General features: G+C 63.3%; 14 protein-coding genes and 1 riboswitch. Of the genes, 4 read left to right on the forward strand and 10 right to left on the reverse strand.

Translation table 11 applies throughout. The annotated features are described in order from the left end of the window. Positions 1–25 precede the first annotated feature (25 nt). Both ABB26_RS06855 and ABB26_RS06860 read right to left on the reverse strand, forming a co-directional pair. Positions 26–1,006: a FecR family protein gene (locus ABB26_RS06855; RefSeq protein ID WP_057632935.1), complete on the reverse strand. Its 981-nt coding sequence runs from the start codon at positions 1,004–1,006 to the stop codon at positions 26–28. 84 nt (positions 1,007–1,090) lie between these two features. After that, positions 1,091–1,597, reverse strand: coding sequence for an RNA polymerase sigma factor (locus ABB26_RS06860; protein ID WP_057632936.1), 507 nt, complete (start codon positions 1,595–1,597; stop codon positions 1,091–1,093). A 221-nt stretch (positions 1,598–1,818) separates the two neighbouring features. On the opposite strand from ABB26_RS06860, the gene ppa reads away from it, so the two are divergent. Both ppa and ABB26_RS06870 read left to right on the forward strand, forming a co-directional pair. Continuing rightward, positions 1,819–2,364, forward strand: coding sequence for an inorganic diphosphatase (ppa, locus tag ABB26_RS06865; RefSeq protein WP_057632937.1), 546 nt, complete (start codon positions 1,819–1,821; stop codon positions 2,362–2,364). Between the two features lie 161 nt (positions 2,365–2,525). Then, on the forward strand, positions 2,526–3,641 hold the full coding sequence (locus ABB26_RS06870) for an HDOD domain-containing protein (RefSeq protein WP_057632938.1): 1,116 nt from the start codon (positions 2,526–2,528) through the stop codon (positions 3,639–3,641). A 260-nt stretch (positions 3,642–3,901) separates the two neighbouring features. Here the strand turns inward: ABB26_RS06870 and ABB26_RS06875 are convergent, their stop codons facing one another. The 6 genes from ABB26_RS06875 to thiC all read right to left on the reverse strand — a co-directional run bounded on the left by ABB26_RS06875 (position 3,902) and on the right by thiC (position 13,682). Continuing rightward, a complete protein-coding gene (locus ABB26_RS06875) occupies positions 3,902–6,772 on the reverse strand; it encodes a TonB-dependent receptor plug domain-containing protein (RefSeq protein ID WP_057632939.1) in 2,871 nt (956 codons plus the stop codon). Positions 6,773–6,823: 51 nt separating this feature from the next. Then, entirely contained in the window at positions 6,824–7,717 is an 894-nt protein-coding gene (locus ABB26_RS06880) for a helix-turn-helix transcriptional regulator (RefSeq protein WP_057632940.1), read from the reverse strand. Positions 7,718–7,831: 114 nt separating this feature from the next. Further along, complete coding sequence (locus ABB26_RS06885; protein ID WP_057633007.1) at positions 7,832–10,138, reverse strand: winged helix-turn-helix domain-containing protein; 2,307 nt, start codon at positions 10,136–10,138, stop codon at positions 7,832–7,834. Between the two features lie 248 nt (positions 10,139–10,386). After that, complete coding sequence (locus ABB26_RS06890; protein WP_057633008.1) at positions 10,387–11,058, reverse strand: ion channel; 672 nt, start codon at positions 11,056–11,058, stop codon at positions 10,387–10,389. A gap of 59 nt (positions 11,059–11,117) precedes the next feature. Further along, a complete protein-coding gene (locus ABB26_RS06895) occupies positions 11,118–11,699 on the reverse strand; it encodes a DUF4136 domain-containing protein (RefSeq protein ID WP_057632941.1) in 582 nt (193 codons plus the stop codon). A 108-nt stretch (positions 11,700–11,807) separates the two neighbouring features. Continuing rightward, on the reverse strand, positions 11,808–13,682 hold the full coding sequence (thiC, locus tag ABB26_RS06900; protein WP_057632942.1) for a phosphomethylpyrimidine synthase ThiC: 1,875 nt from the start codon (positions 13,680–13,682) through the stop codon (positions 11,808–11,810). 116 nt (positions 13,683–13,798) lie between these two features. Beyond that, positions 13,799–13,900: riboswitch (TPP riboswitch) on the reverse strand. A gap of 217 nt (positions 13,901–14,117) precedes the next feature. Here thiC and ABB26_RS06905 point away from each other — a divergent pair. Further along, positions 14,118–15,698: a BCCT family transporter gene (locus ABB26_RS06905; protein ID WP_057632943.1), complete on the forward strand. Its 1,581-nt coding sequence runs from the start codon at positions 14,118–14,120 to the stop codon at positions 15,696–15,698. Positions 15,699–15,911: 213 nt separating this feature from the next. Here the strand turns inward: ABB26_RS06905 and ggt are convergent, their stop codons facing one another. Then, positions 15,912–17,621: a gamma-glutamyltransferase gene (gene ggt, locus ABB26_RS06910; protein WP_057632944.1), complete on the reverse strand. Its 1,710-nt coding sequence runs from the start codon at positions 17,619–17,621 to the stop codon at positions 15,912–15,914. A gap of 170 nt (positions 17,622–17,791) precedes the next feature. Then, positions 17,792–18,595: an AfsR/SARP family transcriptional regulator gene (locus tag ABB26_RS06915; protein WP_161809016.1), complete on the reverse strand. Its 804-nt coding sequence runs from the start codon at positions 18,593–18,595 to the stop codon at positions 17,792–17,794. A 645-nt stretch (positions 18,596–19,240) separates the two neighbouring features. Between ABB26_RS06915 and ilvC the strand changes: the two genes are divergently transcribed. After that, complete coding sequence (gene ilvC / locus ABB26_RS06920; RefSeq protein WP_057632946.1) at positions 19,241–20,215, forward strand: ketol-acid reductoisomerase; 975 nt, start codon at positions 19,241–19,243, stop codon at positions 20,213–20,215. The last annotated feature ends 37 nt before the right edge of the window (positions 20,216–20,252 follow it).

Below are 20,252 nucleotides of genomic sequence, written 5' to 3' on the forward strand. Positions count from 1 at the left end.
ACCCGGGCAAACCCCCAAGATCAAATCACCTGACTGGCCAAGGCCGTGCCGGAAGTTCGGTGCGTGCGGCCTGCACGATCGCGATGCCCAAGGGCAGTCGCGTCACCGAAAGGCCGCTGCCGGCCGCCAGCGCGTCCAGCGCCTGCTCCGGTTGATCCAGCCGCAGCGCGGCATTGATGGGCGGCAATGCCGACAGGTCGCCGCGCACAAACACATGGCCGGGACGGTAACGCCCGAGCTCGGCAAGCACCTGCGCCACCGGTGCGTTTTCCAGCAGCAGCTCACCGCGTCGCCAGGCGGCGACACGATCCAGCGGCAGCGCATCGCCACGCGCTGCGACTCCGCCTTTGCTCCAGCCAGCAGCCTGTCCGGCCTGCAGGTACATCCAGCCTTGATCGGGCCGCGCCGCTACCCGCACGCGCCCCTGCTCCACGGCGGTATCGACCCGATCCTCGTCACGGCTGACCACAAACGCGGTGGAAACATCTTCCACCACCCCATCACCGACAGTGATACGGAACGGCACTGCACGCTGTGGTGTCACTTCAAACCAGGCACGTCCGCGCAACAGTTCGATGCGTCGCACCTCGTCGTTGTAATGCACGGCGATGGCCGCGCCCGCATCGAGAACTGCGGTGGAGCCATCAGGCAGGCTGACCTGACGGATGCCATCGATCGCGCGGTAGTCCGCACGCATGTGCAGCAGCAGTTCCGGCGCGAACATCGCGCAGGCGAACATCGCCACCGCTGCCAGCACAGCAAGGCGTCGGCGCGGCGTGCGCCGCCGTGACTGCACCACCACGCTCGTTTGCGGCCTGGCCCCGAGACTGCGCCACACCATGCGCTCGCACTCGAATGCATGCCGGTGCCCCGGCAACGCCAGCCATTGCTCGAACGCCTGCAGTTCCTGCTCGCCCATGGTCCCGGAGGCCAGGCGCAGCACCCAGTCGCGCGCTTGCTGCGCGGCGGGGCTTTCAGGCGACGGGGAGGAAGGCGGCGGGCTCATGGGCTGGCGTTGATGGCAAGTGATGATGATGGGACTGGATACAAGACGAACGGCGGCAGCGTGTCCCCAAGGGCAAGTACGACGCTAGGTGCCGCTGCGTGCCCAGGCCAGCCGCTGCAGGGCAAGCCGCAGGTGGTTTTCCACCGTGGTCACCGACACCCCCATGCGCTGCGCCACTTGCGGCTGGGTAAGCCCCTGCAGGCGATTGAGGCGGAACATGCTGCGGGTCGGTTCAGGCAGGTGCTCGGCGGCCGCCAGCACCCGCGCCAGCTCGTCCTGTGCCATCACCTGCTCCTCGGTGGACAGCACCTCATCCGCCCCCCACAGGTGATTTTCCGCCTGCAGCCGCAGCCGCCGCGTGCGTTCGCGGCCGTGGTCGGTGGCCAGGTTGCTGGCCAGCCGGTACAGGTAGGCACGCGGATTGCCGATCACCGGCTCGTTGCCCACCCCGCGAACCTTGAACCAGACGCCCTGGATCACATCGTCGGCACCGCTGTCGCCGGCGCTGCCAAGGATCTGGCGGACCAGGCGCAGCAGCGCCGGGCGCTCGCGGATCAGGAGTTCAGTCAGGGTGCTGGCGTTGCTTTGCATGAGGCAATAGAGGCGAGACAGGGTGCCGGCATCGGGCAGGTGCGGCGGCCGATGATACCCTCTAATGATAATGGTTCTCATGAACATTTCGCGACACTGCGTTCCCTCTTGCTGCGACCGATACGGCCCCGGCACCTCCCAAGGCCCCGGTTTGGTGCGCCGCAATAGCGGCACGCGTAGAATGGAGCTCTTTTCGCCAATCACGATTCGGAGTCAGCGCAATGAGCCTGAAGCTTGTCTCGCCGGGTAAAAACCCGCCGGAAGAAATCAACGTCATCGTCGAGATCCCGAAGGATTCGGAGCCGGTGAAGTACGAAATGGACAAGGAAAGCGGCGCGATCTTCGTTGACCGCATCCTCTCCACGCCGATGCGCTACCCCTGCAACTACGGCTTCGTGCCGCAGACCCTGTGTGGCGACGGCGACCCGGCCGACGTGCTGGTGGTGCTGCCGTTGCCGCTGGTGCCGGGTTCGGTCGTGCGTTGCCGTCCGGTCGGCGTGCTCAAGATGAGCGACGAAGCCGGCAGCGACGAGAAGATCCTGGCCGTTCCGGTGGCGAAGATCTTCAGTGGCTATGCCCACGTTGAAGACATCAACCATGTGTCCAGCCACTGGCTGGAGCGCATCGGCCACTTCTTCGAGCACTACAAGGACCTGGAGAAGGGCAAGTGGGTCAAGATCGAAGGCTGGGGCGACGCCGCCGAGGCCAAGAAGATCCTGGTCGAAGCCCACCAGATGTTCCTCGCCCAGCAGGGCCAGGAAGGCTGATCACCCGCAGCAGGCGGCCGTAACCCGGCCTCCCGCAGCGACAGCGATCACGTTTCGCCTGTGCGGAACATGACCAGCTGCCAGTGATTCGCTACATTTACAGGCCGGTTGTCCGGCCTGTTTCTGTATGTGGCCGTGTGCTTTTCCAAGGGGAATGTGTCTTGCGAATCCTGTTAGTCGGTGGCGAAGCCAGTCTGCCTGCCGAGCTTCTCCAGTACGTCGACGATCTGGGCGACGAGTGGGAAGTACAGTCGGTACCCGATGGCAGCGCCGCCATCGTGGCAGTGGCCTCGGCCACCATCGATGCGGTGATCGCCGCCCCCACCCTGCCCGATCTGTCGCCGGTCACGCTGCTCGGCCAGATCCGCACTCTGCGCCCGGAGACCATCCGCATCGCGCTGATCGACGGCGACAGCAGCCAGCGCGTGCCTTCGGCTCGCATCATCGGCGTGGCGCATCGGTTCCTGCCGCTGCCGCTGGCGCCGGAAGTGCTGCTCGAAGCACTCACCAGCCTGGAAGAGCTGCGCGAGTTGCTGGATGGTGCGCGCCTGCGCGCGGCCATCGGCCGCATCGAGAAGCTGCCCTCGCCGCCCCACTTGTACCTGAGCCTGATGCAGGCGCTGGAAGCCGACGAGGACAGCAACGCAGCCGACATCGCCAAGCTGGTATCCACCGACCCGGCCATTGCCGCCAAGGTGCTGCAGCTGTCCAATTCGGCCTTCTTCAACAACGGCCGCGCGATCTCCGACCTGCGTGGTGCGGTGACACGACTCGGGCTTTCCACCCTGCGTGACCTGGTGCTTGCCAGCGAGGTGTTCGCCCTGCCCGGCATGTCCGGCAGCGAGCGCAACGCCCTGCAGTCGCGTGCGTTGATGGCTTCGCAGCTCGCAGCGAAGATGTTGCCGGCGTCCAGTGCCGAACTAGGCGCTACTGCCGCACTGCTGGCCGACATCGGCCTGTTGCTGGCAGGTGTGCGCGACGAACGCCTGCCGCTTGAATCCGGCGACGAGCGCCCCGGCCATGCCGAAGCCGGCGCGTATCTGCTGGGCCTGTGGGGCCTGCCGATGCCGATCATCGAGGCGGTGGCCTTCCACCTGCAACCGCAGCGTTCCAACGTGCGCAGCTTCTGGGTGGCCGGTGCGGTGCATGTGGCCTGCGCATTGGCCGCCGGGCACGAGGTCAACGAAGACTACCTGGCGCGCGTCGGGGTGCTGCCCAAGCTGGCACAGTGGCGCGAACTGGCCGATGAGATGATGGGCATCAGCGTCGAGGCATGAAACCCGACGACATGCAGCGATGCAGATCGACGGCCGCCTGGTGCGGCCGTTTTTTTTTGCCGGACGCTCCCGCGCTGCATGGATGGGGCCTTGATATCGATTGCAGTCATGCCGTGCTGAGGGAGCACCCACGAGGGAAGCCCGGCAGGCATGCGCGGGCACCCCGCGCAATCGCCTGATCGTCGTTCAAACAATGCGCCAAAGAAAAAGGGTGGGCCCGAAGGCCCACCCTTTGTCGTGTCGCACAGAACTTCGATGGATCAGAAGCGCTGGTTGTACTGAATGAACAGGAAGCGGTCGTAGTCGAGCATCGGATCGATCTGCGAGGCGCTGCTGTTGCTCACCGAGTAGGTGATCGGCGGCTGCTTGTCGAACACGTTACGTGCGCCGATGGTCACGCTGCCGTCCCACGGAGCCTGCCAGGTGACAGATACGTCGTGGTAAACGATCGCACCCTTCTTGTTGGCACCTTCGCCACCACCCCAGCCACCGTTCGGCGTCTGGTAGTTCGGCTCGTTGCACTCAATGCCTTCGTCGTAGCAATAGTCACGGAAGCCGCCGTAGTAGCGCATGCCCCAGTTAGCCGACAACGTATCCTTGGCCCAGTTCAGGCCGAGGGTTGCACGCACGCGCGGGAAGTTCCAATAGCCGGCGTAGTTGTCCCACTCCGCACCCTTGGTCGACTGCTGACGGTACGCGCTCAGGTAGTTGGCATCCAGGTTGACACCGAAGGTGCCCACGGCGGTTTCCGGCAGGCGGTAACGGACACCGAAGTTGTAGCCTTCGGTTTCCAGCGAGCCCAGGTTGGCGTTACCGCGGCTCAGGCTGGTGACCTGACCGGTGGTTGCATCACGGCTGTACTGGTCACAGAACTGCGCAACGCCGTTCTGGTAGCACTGGCCCAACACGTAGTTGGCCGACACGGCGGTGATCACGTTATCAACCGTGATCTTGTACCAGTCCAGCGAAACGTCCAGACCCGGCACGTAGCTCGGGCTGTACACCAGACCCACGGTGCGGGTCTTGCTGGTTTCCGGCTGCAGCTGGTCGTTGCCCACGCCCGACTGGAACGCAGCATTGGCCTGCGTGTCACGTGCGGTGACCGGCTTGCCGGCGGCATCGGTCTGGCGGTAGGTCGAAGCCAGGCCTTCGGACTGGCAACGCGCGGCAACGCCGGCATCGCTCAGCATGCCGAACTGTGCATCGCACGGATCGGTGAAGCGGTCGAAGGTCTGCGAGCCACCACCGAAGGTGTCGTCCATGGTCGGGGCACGGAAGCCTTCGCCATAGGTACCACGCACCAGCAGGTCTTCAATCGGACGCCAGGTCAGGCTGAACTTGCTGTTGATGGTGTCGCCGAACTTGTCGAAGTCCGAGTAGCGGCTGGCGATATCCAGCGACAGCTCCTTGGCACCCGGCAGATCGCGCAGCAGCGGGATCATGAACTCCAGGTAGAACTCATTGGCCTTGTACTTGCCCGAAGCGGCGCCAGCAGCCAGGTCGGTGGTGTAACCGGCGGCGGACAGTGCATCCGGGTGGTCGTAGCCGCTGACTTCGCGGTGCTCGTAACCAGCAGCGAAGGCCAGCTCACCAGCGTCGCCCGGCATGTCGAACAGACCACCGGTGATGTTGGCGAAGTACTGCTTGCTCTTGCTCTGCGAGGTCGCATTGAGCAGGGTATTGATGTACTTCAGTGCTTCCGGGGTAGCAGCGGTAGCGCCGCCCAGGACGTCAAACGGGGTGCACTGGCCCAGCGCTGCATTGGTGCCCAATGCAATCGGCTTGGCCAGCGAACCGCACTGCGCCACACCTGCGCTGTTGATGAACGACGGGCCCAGGGCCTTCTGCAGTGCCAGCAGGTTGATGTTGCCGCTGCTGGTTTCGGTCACGTCGTACTGGTTGTAGTTCAGGCCCACATCCCAGTCGAACGGACGGTCGTTGAAATCGAAGGTGCCTTCCAACGCTGCGTCGAAGTGGAACGACTTGACGTTGTTCTCGCTGATGCGCGGCAGCTCGAAAATACGACGGCCCCAGCTGGTGATATCAGCACCGACCGGGTTGTAGATGCTGTCCTTGCTCAGGGCAACCGGGAAGTTCTTCTGCGAAGTACCGGTCAACGGGTAGCCAGCGACCTGACGCTTGGAGTCGCGCTCGGAGTACATCACGGTCGACTTCAAACGCATGTTGTCGTTGATGTCGTAGGTACCAGCGGCAAAGACCGACTTGTTCTCCGAACCCTGGTTCAACATCATCTGCTCAGTGGCGTTGTAATAATCATCGCCATTGATCTCGTGGTAGTTGTTCGGATCGCTGGAATCAGCGCCGACGCCACCCGGATGGTTGATGACCATCACCTTGCCGGTGACCGGATCGGTGTAACGACCCCACTGGCCGGCCGGGCTCAGGCCGTCTTCCGCGTGGCGCGGGCCATAGGTGTAGCGGGTCAGTTCACGGTCCTTTGCCCACACCGGATCTTCCTTGGTGTAGGAAGCGCCCAGCATGATCGACGAACGCTCACCAACTGCGCCCAGGGTCAGGTTGTACTGGGTCTTGGCACCGTCGCCGTCGCTGTTCTGGCCGTAATAGACCGAAGCTTCAGCGCCGTCGAAATCCTTGCGCAGGATGATGTTGATCACGCCGGCAATCGCGTCGGAGCCGTAGATGGCGGAGGCGCCGTCCTTCAGCACTTCGATACGCTCGATCAGCGAGCTCGGGATGGTCGACATATCGGTGAAGCCAGCCAGGCTGGAGCTCCAACGCTTGCCGTTGACCAGCACCAGGGTGCGCATTTCACCCAGGTTGTACAGGTTTGCGTACTGGCCACCCTGCTCCGGGTTGGATGCCAGCACGGCAGCCTTGGAGAAGGTCTGGGTGCCCGACACGGTCAGGTTCTGCAGGATGTCGCCAACGCTGACCAGGCCCGAACGCTTGATGTCCTCGGAGGACACCGTGAAGATCGGCTGAGCGGTTTCGACGTCCACAGAGCGGATGCGCGAACCGGTAACTTCCAGACGATCAAGAGTGGTGGCACCGGCAGCGGCGTCCTGCGCCGAAGCGAAAGCCGGCGTCAGCGCCAGCGCGATGCCTGCCGGCAGCAAGCCCAGCCGCACAGCGGGAGTACGAAAATTCATCAATCTCTCCGATTACGTTAGTGGTGTGTTAAACACCCCTGAACGTTACGTTCACGCAGCCTCGTTTGTTTTGCGCGAACCGCCCTTAAACTTTGCCGAATCTGGCTTCAGCATCTCGGGCATGTCGCGATAACGCGTTGCCGATGTACCAAAGCGGGCGCGGAATGCACGCGCAAAGCTGCAACAGTTGTCAAAGCCGCTGGCAGATGCCACTTCGCCGATCATCATGTCGGTATCGCGCAACAGCATCGCCGCACGTTCCAGGCGCAGGCGCGCGGACAGCGACTGCGGGCTTTCTTCATACAGGCTCTGGAACGTCTTGGACAAGTACCAGCTGGAGAAGTTGGTCAGTTCCGCCAGTTCACCGATGCGTACCACGCGGTGGCTGTTGCCTTCCAGGTACATGCGCGCACGTTGCATGCGGCCAAACACCTGGCGCTTGCGCATGCGCGATCGGCCTGGGCAACGCTGCACGGTGCCGGACAATTCACGTTGCAACGATGCCAGGTGCAACAACAACGGCCGCAGCTGATGCACGCTGCTGCCCGGATCCTGGGCCTCACGCCACAGACGCAGGGCCATGCGGGCCTCGGCCAGGCTCATCCGGCCACGCCCGGTGTAGACACTGCAGTCGGCCACGGTGCCGAGCATGCGCAACGCATCGGCATCCAGGCTCACGCCGATACAGATGCCATCGCGACCGGCCTGGATCAACGGGCGGGATTCCTTCTCGAAGGCAATCCACTCGCGCTGGCGCAAACGGAACTTGCCTTCCTTCGATTCCACCCAGGTGGTGCCACGCAACTGCAGCCATACCGTGAACACCGTGCCCGATGTCTGCAGGCTGCCCAGGCGGGCAACCCCCACGCAGCACGGACGGGGACCGTCCTCTGCCTTCTCGAACGAAACCGATTGCCCCCGATCCACCCAGGAAACCTGTCGCATGCTGCACCATCTCTTTGCCTTCAATGGGCGATGGTTTTGCCAAGTCTGGCCGGCAGCGTCAGGAAGATCCTGCGAGATTGCTCCGAAAGATTCCGGAAGCCTCTTACGAAAGAACTACGAAAGCGGTTTTTCCAGCCACGGCAACCACTTGCCGACGCCAAGCACGCTTCGCGGCGCGCGCTTGGGCACTCGCATCACGCCAATGTCGGCACCTTCAGCAATGCCCAGGGCGATGAATGCGGCGCTGCCGTCGGGCGCCAGGCTCATGCCATTGCCGGAACTGAACTTGTCCGTATCCAGGCATCGGCTGGCACCGTCCCCGACAATCACACTGAACTGGCTGGCGCAGCCGGCGCCGATACTCATGTATCCGACCGTACCGTTGCCGGTCACCGCCCAGGTGCGGTAACGCCAGCGCGTCGGCACTTCCTTGTTCACCGGCAGGATGCTGCCCGCTGCCAGATCCGGCTTGACCTGCCACAAACCGCTGCTGCCAAGCCGCGTGAACAGGACACGATCGCCGGCACGGTCCAACCGCGCCTGCGAAACCCCCTCCAACGAGGCCAAACGCTTCCATGGCGTCTGCGTGCGGTCGAACAATGTCAGCGACATCCGTTCCTCATCGCCACGCTCGACAACCAGCAGCGTTCCTGGCGTCCCCCCATAGATCGCCTGCAGCGGTTCGCGCACCGGCACAGCCAGCTTCTTCCAGCGCCCGTCCTCCGGCATCACTTCATAGATGCCGGGCAATCCATCGGCGTCGCGCCCGCTTACCAGCAGACTTCGAGCATCGCCAGACCAATCCATCGGCTGCCGCGCTTCCGGGCGCAGCCCCTCCACCACACGCAACGAATCAGGCTCGGCCAACCGCCCCCACCACAACGCGAAGGTGCCGGATCTGTCCGACGTGAAGGCAAGCTGGCTGCCATCCGGAGATACCATCGGCTGTGAATCACGCCCGGAGGAAGCAAACAAGCGCACGCGCTGGCCAGCACCTTCCTTCAACGGAACCCGGAACAGACCGAACTGCGGCCGGTCACGCATGAAAGCCAGATTGCCACCATGGCGTGACACCGTCGGGTTGCGTGCATCGTCCACGCCCATGTCACGCAGGGTCCGTGTGGCGACATCCAGGCGATACAGGCGCGATTCGCTGTCCACCCGTCGGCCGAACACGATCTCATCCGAATGCAGCCAGCTCCAGCCACGGATCTCGGCGGCATCGTTGGTCAGCCACTTGGCGTTGCCGCCGTCGGCGTCCATCACCCACAGATCGCCTACCTGCGGATTGCGGACAAAACCGATCCTGCTGCCGTCAGGCGAATACTGCGGCGCGTAGTCAGAATCATCGGCTCCCATTTCGTATGACAACGATGACCAACGCCCGGAGGCCAGCTCCAGTGTGCGGATACCGCGGCTGGCATAGGCACCGGTCATCGAGCCAAACAGCAGGCTGCGGCCATCTGTCGACCAACTGAAACTGAGCATGTCGGTGCCATCGCAGCGCGTTGCGCGACGCGCATCACCACCGGTGGCCGACACCAGCAACACCTCGCAGCCGGCATGCGGCAGGAAGCGTGCAAACGCGATCTGACGTCCGTCCGGTGACCACACCGGGAAACGGTCAGATGCATCGGCCGGCGTAGCAACCAGCGCAACCGGCGGGGTGCTGCCGGTGCTCTGTATCCACAAGGTGGAACGCCCTTCCGCCTCTTTGGCAAACACCACCAGCGCGCCATCAGGCGACAACGTGGGGTTGGTCTCGAACGCCGCATTGGACGTGATCAGTCGATAGGGCCGCGCGGGGCTGCCCACCACCCGGGTTCCACTGGCATCCACTTCGTCCGTCGGTGCCTCCGGCGACATGCGGCCCCATAACAGCCATGCCATCACCACCGTGCTGGTCAACAACACCAGGCCGACGGCCAGCAGTACGTGGCGGCGCAGCCGGCGACGCAGCTCGCGGGCGGGCTTGGTTGAAATTGTCGATGCCGCGTCGCTGCGCGGCGCAGCTTCCGCAGCAATTTCGCTCCCTTCCATCGTGGCACCGGTGGTGTCCACGTCATCCCACACCACCGGCGCCAACAACCGATAACCGGTCTTGGCGATGGTCTCAATATAAGGGGTGCTGTCATCACCTCCGTCGGCCGCTGCGAATACCTTGCGCAGCTGGGTTACCGCCTGGGTGAGTACGTCGTTGGTCGGCATGGTGTCCGGCCACACATCGGCAAACAACTCATCGCGCGTTACTACCTGACCCGCACGCCGCGCAAGCGCAAGCAACACACCCAGGCTCTTCGGGGTCAGCCGCTGCACTTTGCGTGCGTTGGGGCCATGCACCTCACGAGAGGAAAGCAGTACCACGCATGCGCCGATATTGAGCCGATCAGCTTCCGGCTTCGAGTTGTCGACTGTCTGCATTACGATCAGGAAAGAACGCAGGCCAGACACAACTCCGGTGTCCAACATGCGAAAAAATAAAGCGCCCAATCGCCAACATCAGCAAAAGTCATCGACGCAAAGAGCAAATGTTCCAACTGGAACGAATATTACTCTAAGGGAGTTGCCGGTGTGCTCACACCGGAAGACATCAGGCTCTCTCTCGCCGACGGAATTCACATAATCGCTGCATGATTCGCGCCTTCGGGCGCGATTTTTTTATCTGGCGTTCAGTCTTTCGACGCTTTGTGAATGGTCAAACCCACCAGTCGCGATACCACCAACGCAACATACATAACGCCTGAAAACTGCTCCAGCATGACCAATGCACGTGCCTGCGGATGCACCGGCACGACATCACTCAGGCCTACCCCTGACAACAAGCTGAAGCTGAGATAAAGCAACTCCATCCAGCTCCTGAAACTCCCCTCGCTGGCAGCCACAAAACTGCCCGGGTACCACTGTTGACAGACTGAATACGCGAAGGCAAATGCCCACGCCAACAAGGTGAAAGTAGCCCCTGCAGCAAACAACTCATCGCGGGTGACTTTATGGTCCTGCAGCATGTAGGCCGTCAGACTGCAGGCCGTGTAGAAATACAGCAGGCACTCGAACACCTGCGCCGTTGTCATCAATGACGGCTGATCGAACACCGCACCGGCAACCGAGAAGATCACGGCGGGAACCGCCAGCAGCAAGGCAAGCCAGATCGTCAACGGACTGCGCCGCACCACCCATACCGCCAGCCCCAGCACCGCCATGCCGAACGCACCAAACAGCGCGCGGCCGGCCGGTGTGTGCTCCATCGTCGGGTAAAGCAACACCCCAAGCAGCTGCACGGCCAGCAGCCAGGCAGACGGATGCCGCCGTGCCTGCACGATCCACCTCAAGTGCGACGGCATGGCTGCGCCTCCCTGTGCACGCATGACAATAAACAACGTGACTGCATGCGGCCGCCCCTTTAGCGGGCGAGGCCCGCCGCACGGTACGGGTACTGGTCGAAGATCGCGGCGACCGCCGCATCGATCTGTGCGGCCCGCTTCTCAGGCGTGGCACGGCCCACGGTCCCAACCGCCACACCTTCCCAGACAAGCCGTTTCTGCCGGGCATCCACCACATCCACGTTGAGCGTGCCTTCGGTGTACTGGCGCACGTCGGTGCGGTCGCGCCAGTACGGTACGGCCACATAGCTGCGCGCGCGGTAGCTGTAGTAATAGTCGTAGTCCACTTCCGGCATCGTGGTGACGCGCGTCTTGTCCTGCAGGTAGGCGTTGAGGTTCACCCACAGGTCCGGATTGGCCTCGTCATACACATAGCCACGCGCCAGCATCTGCGTGCGTACCGCATCGCGGATCCGGTTGCTGGTGATGGTGGTGTAGCCGTTCTGTTCAAGCGCCAGCGGTGTAAAGAACGAAAAGCTGCGGTAACGCCCGAACTCGCCGGCCGGATCGGCCTGGCTGCTGACACGCGGGGTACTGGCACAGGCGGCCAGCGCCAGCACCAGCGACAAAGAGAGCAGGTGGATTATGGATCGAAGCTTCATGACAACCTCCCCAGTTGTGGACGGAAGAACGCTAGCACGCCCTGCCGTTGACCTGCGTCAACCGCCCGCCACAGGCCGCCCGGAGGGCAAGCCTGCGGCCGGCAAAGGTCATTCGATGCGGTACACCTGTGCGCCCTGCTCGCGGAACTGCGCCGACTTTTCGGCCATCCCCGCCTCCAGTGCGCCGGCCTCTTCCAGGCCCTGCTCGGCGGCGTAATCTCGCACGTCCTGGGTGATCTTCATCGAACAGAAGTGCGGGCCGCACATCGAGCAGAAATGGGCCAGCTTGTGCGCGTCCTTGGGCAGGGTTTCGTCGTGGAACTCCTTGGCCTTTTCCGGATCGAGACCGAGGTGGAACTGGTCCTCCCAACGGAACTCGAAGCGCGCCTTGCTCAGCGCGTTGTCACGCACCTGCGCACCCGGATGGCCCTTGGCCAGATCGGCCGCGTGCGCGGCGATCTTGTAGGCCATGATGCCGTCGCGCACGTCCTGGCGATTGGGCAGGCCAAGATGCTCCTTGGGCGTCACGTAGCAGAGCATCGCGGTGCCATACCAGCCGATCATCGCCGCACCGATGGCGCTGGTGATGTGGTCATAGCCCGGCGCGATGTCGGTGGTCAGCGGCCCGAGTGTGTAGAACGGCGCCTCACCGCATTCGTGCAGCTGCTTTTCCATGTTCTGTTTGATCAGCTGCATCGGCACATGGCCCGGACCTTCGATGATGGTCTGCACATCGTGTTTCCAGGCGATCTTCGTCAGCTCTCCGAGCGCTTCCAGTTCGCCGAACTGCGCGGCGTCATTGGCATCGGCGATGCAGCCCGGACGTAGCCCATCGCCGAGGCTGAAGGACACGTCATAGGCCTTCATGATGTCGCAGATGTCTTCGAAGTGCGTATAGAGGAAATTCTCCTTGTGATGCGCCAGGCACCACTTGGCCATGATCGAACCACCACGCGAGACAATACCGGTCACGCGCTTGGCAGTGAGCGGCACATGCCGCAACAGCACGCCGGCATGGATGGTGAAGTAATCCACGCCCTGCTCGGCCTGTTCGATCAGCGTGTCGCGGAAGATCTCCCAGTTCAGTTCCTCGGCGCGGCCATCCACTTTCTCCAGCGCCTGGTAGATCGGCACGGTGCCGATCGGCACCGGCGAGTTGCGGATGATCCACTCGCGGGTTTCGTGGATGTGCTTGCCGGTGGACAGATCCATCACCGTGTCGCCACCCCAGCGGATCGCCCACACCAGCTTTTCCACTTCCTCGGCGATGCCCGAGGAGACGGCGCTGTTGCCGATGTTGGCGTTGATCTTGGTCAGGAAATTGCGGCCGATGATCATCGGCTCACTTTCCGGGTGATTGATGTTGTTGGGCAGCACCGCGCGACCGCGCGCGATTTCATCGCGCACGAATTCCGGGGTGATGATCGTCTGGATGTTGGCGCCGAAACTCTGCCCCGGGTGCTGGACCAGCAGGCCCGCGTCACGCACCGCATCCAGTCGCTGGTTCTCGCGGATGGCTACGTATTCCATTTCCGGGGTGACGATGCCGCGCCGCGCGTAATGCATCTGGGTGACGTTGGCCCCACCGATCGCACGACGTGGCAGCACGCGGCTGGGGAAACGCACCGCGTCGAGCTTTGCGTTGTCTTCGCGGGAGCGTCCGAACGCCGAGCTCAAGCCAGTCAGCTGTTCGGTATCGCCACGTTCTTCGATCCAGCGCGCGCGCAACGGCGCCAGTCCTGCAGCCAGATCGATGGTGGCCTGCGGATCGGTGTACGGACCGGACGTGTCGTACACGGTGATCGGCGGATTCTCTTCGCCACCAAACAAGGTCGGCGTACGGCTCTGCACGATCTCGCGCATCGGCACCTGCAGGTCGGCGCGTGAGCCGGGCACGAAGATCTTGTGCGAGCCGGGGATCGGCCGGGTCACGGATTCGGAAAGTTGCTGGGCCTGCTGCTGCAGGCTGGGCTGTGCGTTCATCGGCAATCGTCCTGTTAATCCCCGCACTTGCGGTGCGGGTGTCTGCGAGGGATTCGCATGACGGAACGAAGCGAAGGCGCACGCCGGTCAACACGAGCCCATCATGGGCCCAGCGACTGCCGGCATACGAAGCTTCCCTACGCCGGTATGAGCCGGATCAGGTTCGAAGGGTATGTCTCAACCGTGGTCAATTGACCGCGGTACCCCCGCTTCGGGCGGCATTAGATCACAAAGCAATGACAACAGCGCGATGCAGCGCGTCATGCTGTCCTAACGGAACCGTGACGTGCTGTTCAGTAAAATCAAGTGGCAGCATGTCGACTTGATTGTCCTCTGCCTTTCACCGGCCCTGTCCGGCTCGTGCCCGGATGTCGCCGGTTTCTTTGCAAGCCCAGGCTCGCCTCCCTCAATCCCTTTGATCGGAGAAGCTCCTTCATGGTGTTTCGTATCTCAATCGCGCTGGTTGCCGTACTGGTGCTGATCGCCGGCCTTGCGCCCGGCCCCTTCAACGACGTGGTGCAGACCGCGCTGGTGCATGTCGTCCGTGGCGCCGGCTGGATGTATCTGTTGATCGTGTTCCTCACCCTGACCTTTCTCGCCTACCTGGCGTTTGGCCGCTTCGGCAGCCTGCGCATTGGCGGCGAGGATGCCGAGCCGGATTTCTCCCGTGCCAGCTGGCTGTCGATGTTGTTCGCCGCGGGCATGGGCATCGGTCTGGTGTTCTGGGGCGCGGCCGAGCCGGTGTCGCATTTCGTCACCCCCCCGGAAGGGCTCACGCCGCTCAGCATGGATGCCGCACGCGCCTCGATGCGCTACGCCTTCTTCCACTGGGGGCTGCATCCGTGGGCAATCTATGCATTGATCGGGCTGGCGATGGCCTGGTTCCAGTACAACCGCAATGGCCGCGGGCTGATCAGTGACATGCTGCAGCCGGTGATCGGCCGCCACCATCGTGGCTGGTTTGGCCAGATGGTGAACATCGCAGCGGTGGTGGCCACCGCCATCGGTGTCGCCACCACGCTTGGCTTCGGCACCATCCAGATTGCGGCGGGCCTGCACCGCGTGTTCGGCCTGACCAATGGCGTACCGTTGCAGCTGACCGTCATCGCAGTGGCGTTCGTGCTGTACATGCTCTCCACCACCAGCGGCGTGGACCGCGGCATCAAGTGGCTTTCCAACTTCAACCTGGCACTCGCCGCGCTGCTGCTGGCCGCGGTGCTGGTGCTCGGCCCCACCGGTTTCATCTTCGATACGTTCACCACCACGCTCGGCTCGTATCTCAACCAGCTGGTGACGATGAGCCTGCGCATGTCGCCGTTCTCCGGCAGCACCTGGGTGGCCGACTGGACGATTTTCTACTGGGCGTGGTGGATTGCATGGGCGCCATTCGTCGGCGCCTTCATCGCGCGTGTGTCGCGTGGCCGCAGCGTGCGCGAGTTCGTCGTGGGCGTGGTGCTGGCCCCGACCATGCTCGGCTTTCTGTGGTTCTCGGTATTCGGTGGCACGGCGTTGTGGGCGCAGCTGTTCGGCCACGTCGATCTGGTCCAGGCGCTGGGCAATGGCTATGAAACGGTGCTGTTCACGTTGTTCGACAGCCTGCCGGCCTCGCTGTTGCTGTCCGGGCTGGCACTGGTGCTGCTGGTGATCTTCTTCGTCACCTCGGCCGATTCGGCGGTGCTGGTGTTGGCCAGCATGTCAATCGACGAAGCGGGCGACCCGCCGCTGTCCCGCAAGCTGGTATGGGGCGTGGCGGTCGCATTGATCGCCGCCGTACTGCTGCTTGCCGGTGGACTGGAAGCGCTGCAGGGCATGATCACCATCGCTGCATTGCCGTTCGCACTGTTGATGCTGCTGGTGATGGTGTCGCTGTACCGGGTGCTGGATGCCGAATACAACCGGCAGCGGCGCCTTGCGCAACGTACACGGCACATCATCGAGGCGTGGATCGAGCGCGAACAGGCCGCGCAGGAGGACGCGCGGGTTGAAGCTGAGCGGGTGGCTGGCGGTGATCGGTAGCTTGGAAGCTGTTGGGGTCTGCCGGGAGGAAGCCAACGTAGAAGGCTCCCCCTCTCCCGCCCTTCCCTTCGCCGGTGGCTAAAAGCAGGCGGCGGAAAGCCGGCGGCAAAGGGACGGAGCAGGTGCTGCACGCGCGCCTGCTCTGCTCACTGGCTTGCGTCTCGCGCAGAGGAGGGCTGCGAAGAGGCGCTTGCGCCTACTCGTTCACGGCGATCAATACCCCGCCGCCTGCCCATCCTTGCGGCTTTCCGAAGCACCGTAGTACACCCCGGTTTCCGGATCACGCTGGATCGCCTGATAGCCGCCGTAAGGGCCGTCGGCGAAAACCACGCGATGGCCCTTGCGCATCAGGCTGCGTACCGTTTCGTACGGGAAGCCGGTCTCCAGATTGACCTCGCCGCCATCGCGCATCGCGGTCGCCTGCCCGGTCGGTTCGGTGGAACCTTCGTGCTGGATGCGCGGCGCGTCGCCTGCCTCCTGCAGATTCATGCCGAAGTCCACCAAGTTCATCACGATCTGCGCATGCCCCTGCGGCTGCATCGCGCCGCCCATCACCCCGAAGCTCGCAAATGGTTGGCCGTCCTTGGTGATGAAGGCCGGGATGATCGTCTGGAACGGCCGCTTGCCCGGTGCATAACCGTTGGGGTGGCCCTTCTGCAGCACGAACATCTCACCGCGATCCTGCAGGATGAAACCCAACCCCGGCGGCGCCATGCCGCTGCCCATGCCACGGTAGTTGGACTGGATCAACGACACCATCATGCCGTCGGCATCGGCCACGGTCATGTAGATGGTGTCGCCCTCTTCCAGCTGCTTCGGCGTGCCCGGCTGCACTTCGTTCAACGCCTTGTCCATCGAGATCAACGCGCGGCGCTGGGTCGCGTACTCCCTGGAGATCAATCGCTGCACCGGTGCCGGTGAAAACGCGGGATCGGCATAGAAGCGCGCACGATCGGCGAATGCCAGCTTCTTGGCCTCGACGAACAGATGCACATGCTCGGCCGAGCCGAACGGGATCTTCGAGAAGTCGTAGCCTTCAAGGATGTTGAGGATCTGCAGCGCGGCGATACCCTGGCTGTTGGGCGGCAGCTCCCACACATCGTAGCCACGGTAGTTGCTGCTCACCGGCTCCACCCATTCGCCCTGATGCGCGGCCATGTCCTCATAGCTGAGATAACCGCCATTGGCCCGGAAGAAGGTGTCGATGGTGTGGGCGATCTCACCTTTGTAGAACGCATCGCGGCCGCCGTCGGCGATCTTCTGCAGGGTGTCGGCCAGGTTGGGGTTGCGCCACATCTCACCCTTGCGCGGTGCACGGCCCTCAATGGTGAACTGCGCCTTGAAGCCCGGCTGCGGCGACAACTTCGGCACCGAGCGATCCCAGTAGTAGGCAATCACCTCGGCCACCGGATGACCTTCGCGTGCGTAGCGGATGGCCGGGGCCAGGTTGTCGGCCATTGGCCTGCGCCCAAAGCGTTCGTGCAGCGCAAACCAGCCATCCACCGCACCGGGCACCGACACCGGCAGTGGCCCGGTGGCCGGAATTTCCTTCAGGCCACGGCGCTGGAGTTCGGCCAGCGTCAGCGACCGTGGCGAGCGACCCGAGCCGTTGTAGCCATGCAGCTTCTGCGTCTTCGGGTCCCAGACGATCGCGAACAGGTCTCCGCCAACACCATTGCCGGTGGGCTCCATCAAGCCCAGCGCGGCATTGGCGGCTATGGCCGCATCCACTGCGGAGCCGCCAGCCTTCATCACATCCAGTGCAATCTGCGTGGCCAATGGTTGCGAGGTGGCAGCCATCGCATGCGGCGCGATCACCTCCGAGCGGGTAGCGAATTCGTGGCCGGTGATTCGATCGGCAGCCTGGGCAGGCAGCAACGGGATGCCGGCGAGCAGGAGCAGGAGCGGAGTCGTACGCAGCATGAGGCGAACCTGACAGGGACTTCCCCGAAAGATAGCTCATGCCCCGACCCCGGCCCCATCCTTTGGCAGCGAGCCGGAACTGGACTACGCCTTTCTGCCTGATGCGCAGGTGCACGGTCCCTCACACCGGTCACGTCTGCCGGGCCTCGCTGCTGATAGACGACGCCCCCTCAAGCGGAAGCCGACCTCACCAACGCCGGCGGCTGTGGCTGTGGCTGTGGCTGTGAAGAAGCGTGGATCTGTGCCAGCAACTCCCGGGTCTCCACCGCCGTGTCCAGACCCAGTTCCTCGCGCAGCAAGGCCTCGAAGCGGTAATAAACGTGGGATGCCGAAGCCGGCATGCCGATACCTGCATGCGCACGCATCATCCGGCGCGCATGCGCCTCGCTCCACGGATCACGTTCGACCAGCGCACGTGCCAGCACCACGGCGTGCTCCCACTCGCCTGCCTCCAATGACTCGTCGCAACACCGCTCGGTCGCGTCCACCAGCTGCCGCTCCATTTCCTGGCGTGTGGTCTCCAACCAGCTGAGGAAGTCCACTCCCCCCAGATCCTCCATGTCGTCGAGGAAGTTGCGCTGCTCAGGCAACATCTGCAGCAGCCGGCAAGGCGCGCTCCGCACCAGATCGATGTCGAACATCGGCTGCGCGTCGCGCATCAGTCCGACCCGGGTGCGTTCGATGCACAGCACGCCAGCCCCCAGTTCCTGGCTGCAATAGCGATTGAGATTGCTCAGCACCTGGCGCAGATTGGTCAGCGCACTGGTCTCGCCCAGCCCCGGCCAGAACAGGGTCGCCAGCATCGTGCGTGAATGCAGTCGATTGGATTCAACCGCCAGATAGCCCAGCAGCGCCCAGCCCTTGCGATAGATCAGGGGAACCGGCAGCCCCTCGTTGCGCCCCATCAACTGCACCAGTTGCCGGCCCGGGCCCGCGCCCGACCATTCACAACCGCCCTTCGACGTCACAGCCATTTTCAGTTCCGATATCAGCGCCATGAAAGCCCCCGCCCTGGACCGCGCCAAAGCAGCCCTCTATCTGACAAACCGTTGAAAGCGACGAGATCCCATCACCGATTGCCGGATTGCTCTGAAAATCAGGCTTCCGGCGCTGTTTTCCGCGCAATGTGGCCGCCGCGCTCCCCCGGGGCCGCTAGGTTTCAGTCGCAACCAAGCCGCTGCAATGCGGCTTGCGAAGGATTTCCTGACAATCACACCTGCAAGCGTTGACAGGCCCATCGCGCAGATGGTTATCTCGACCTCATGTTGCAACGCCACAACACCACCGCCCGCCTGACTTCGACCCCGGCCTCCGCCGCGGCGTCGCTGCTTGTACTCGTACTTATTACCGAGCCAACAGGTGCGGGGCGAACTGGCGCGTAACAGAACAACAGCCAGATTCGATAAAAGACCCCGCGCCGACCCCGGTGCGGGGTTTTTCGTTTCCAGCCTCTATTTCATCTGAAACCATGTTCTCAAATCACACCACCATGCTGAAAACTCCGTCCGGCAATGCCCCGCGCAGCGCGTCGGCGTGCATGGTGTTTGCCCTGCCCCACCCGGCCGACGCGTCCTGACGCGACGGCCGTTTTTCTTTTCACTGCAAGGAATCGAGACACCATGAGCACCAACGAACTGCCCCAGATCAAAATCGCCGTCGTCGGTTACGGCAGCCAGGGCCGCGCCCATGCACTGAATCTGCGTGAGTCTGGTTTTGATGTCGTGGTCGGCCTGCGTGCCGGCGGCCCCACCGAGGTCAAGGCCCAGGCCGACGGCTTCACCGTCAAGGCACCTGCCGAAGCCGTGAAAGACGCCGACCTGGTCGCCGTACTGACCCCGGACATGGTGCAGAAGAAGCTGTACAACGAAGTGCTGGCCCCGAACATGAAGCAGGGCGCCTGCCTGCTGTTCGCGCACGGCCTGAACGTGCATTTCGGCATGATCGAGCCGCGCGCCGACCTGGACGTGGTGCTGGTTGCACCCAAGGGCCCGGGCGCACTGGTACGCCGCGAGTATGAAATCGGCCGCGGCGTGCCGTGCATCTACGCGGTCTACCAGGACAAGAGCGGCAAGGCCGAGCAGTTCGCGCTGGCCTATGCGGCTGGCCTGGGCGGCGCCCGCGCCAACATCATCAAGACCACCTTCAAGGAAGAGACCGAAACCGATCTGTTCGGCGAGCAGGCCGTGCTGTGCGGTGGCGCTTCCTCGCTGGTCCAGGCCGGCTTTGAAACCCTGGTGGAGGCCGGTTACCAGCCGGAAATCGCTTACTACGAAGTGCTGCACGAACTGAAGCTGATCGTCGACCTGTTCTACGAAGGCGGCATCACCCGCATGCTGGAGTTCATCTCCGAGACCGCGCAGTACGGCGATTTCGTCAGCGGCCCGCGTGTCATCGATGCCTCGGTGAAGGCACGCATGAAGGACGTGCTGACCGACATCCAGAACGGCACCTTCACCAAGAACTGGGAAGCCGAGTACGAAGCCGGCCTGCCCAACTACAAGAAGTTCCAGCAGGCCGACAAGGAACATCCGATCGAAAAGGTTGGCAAGGAACTGCGCGCCAAGATGGTTTGGCTGCAAGGTCAGACTGCGTAATCCGCGGTCCCCCACCCGCAACTGGCAAAGGTCGCTG

The organism is Stenotrophomonas humi (assembly GCF_001431415.1).
Lineage (GTDB): Bacteria > Pseudomonadota > Gammaproteobacteria > Xanthomonadales > Xanthomonadaceae > Stenotrophomonas > Stenotrophomonas humi.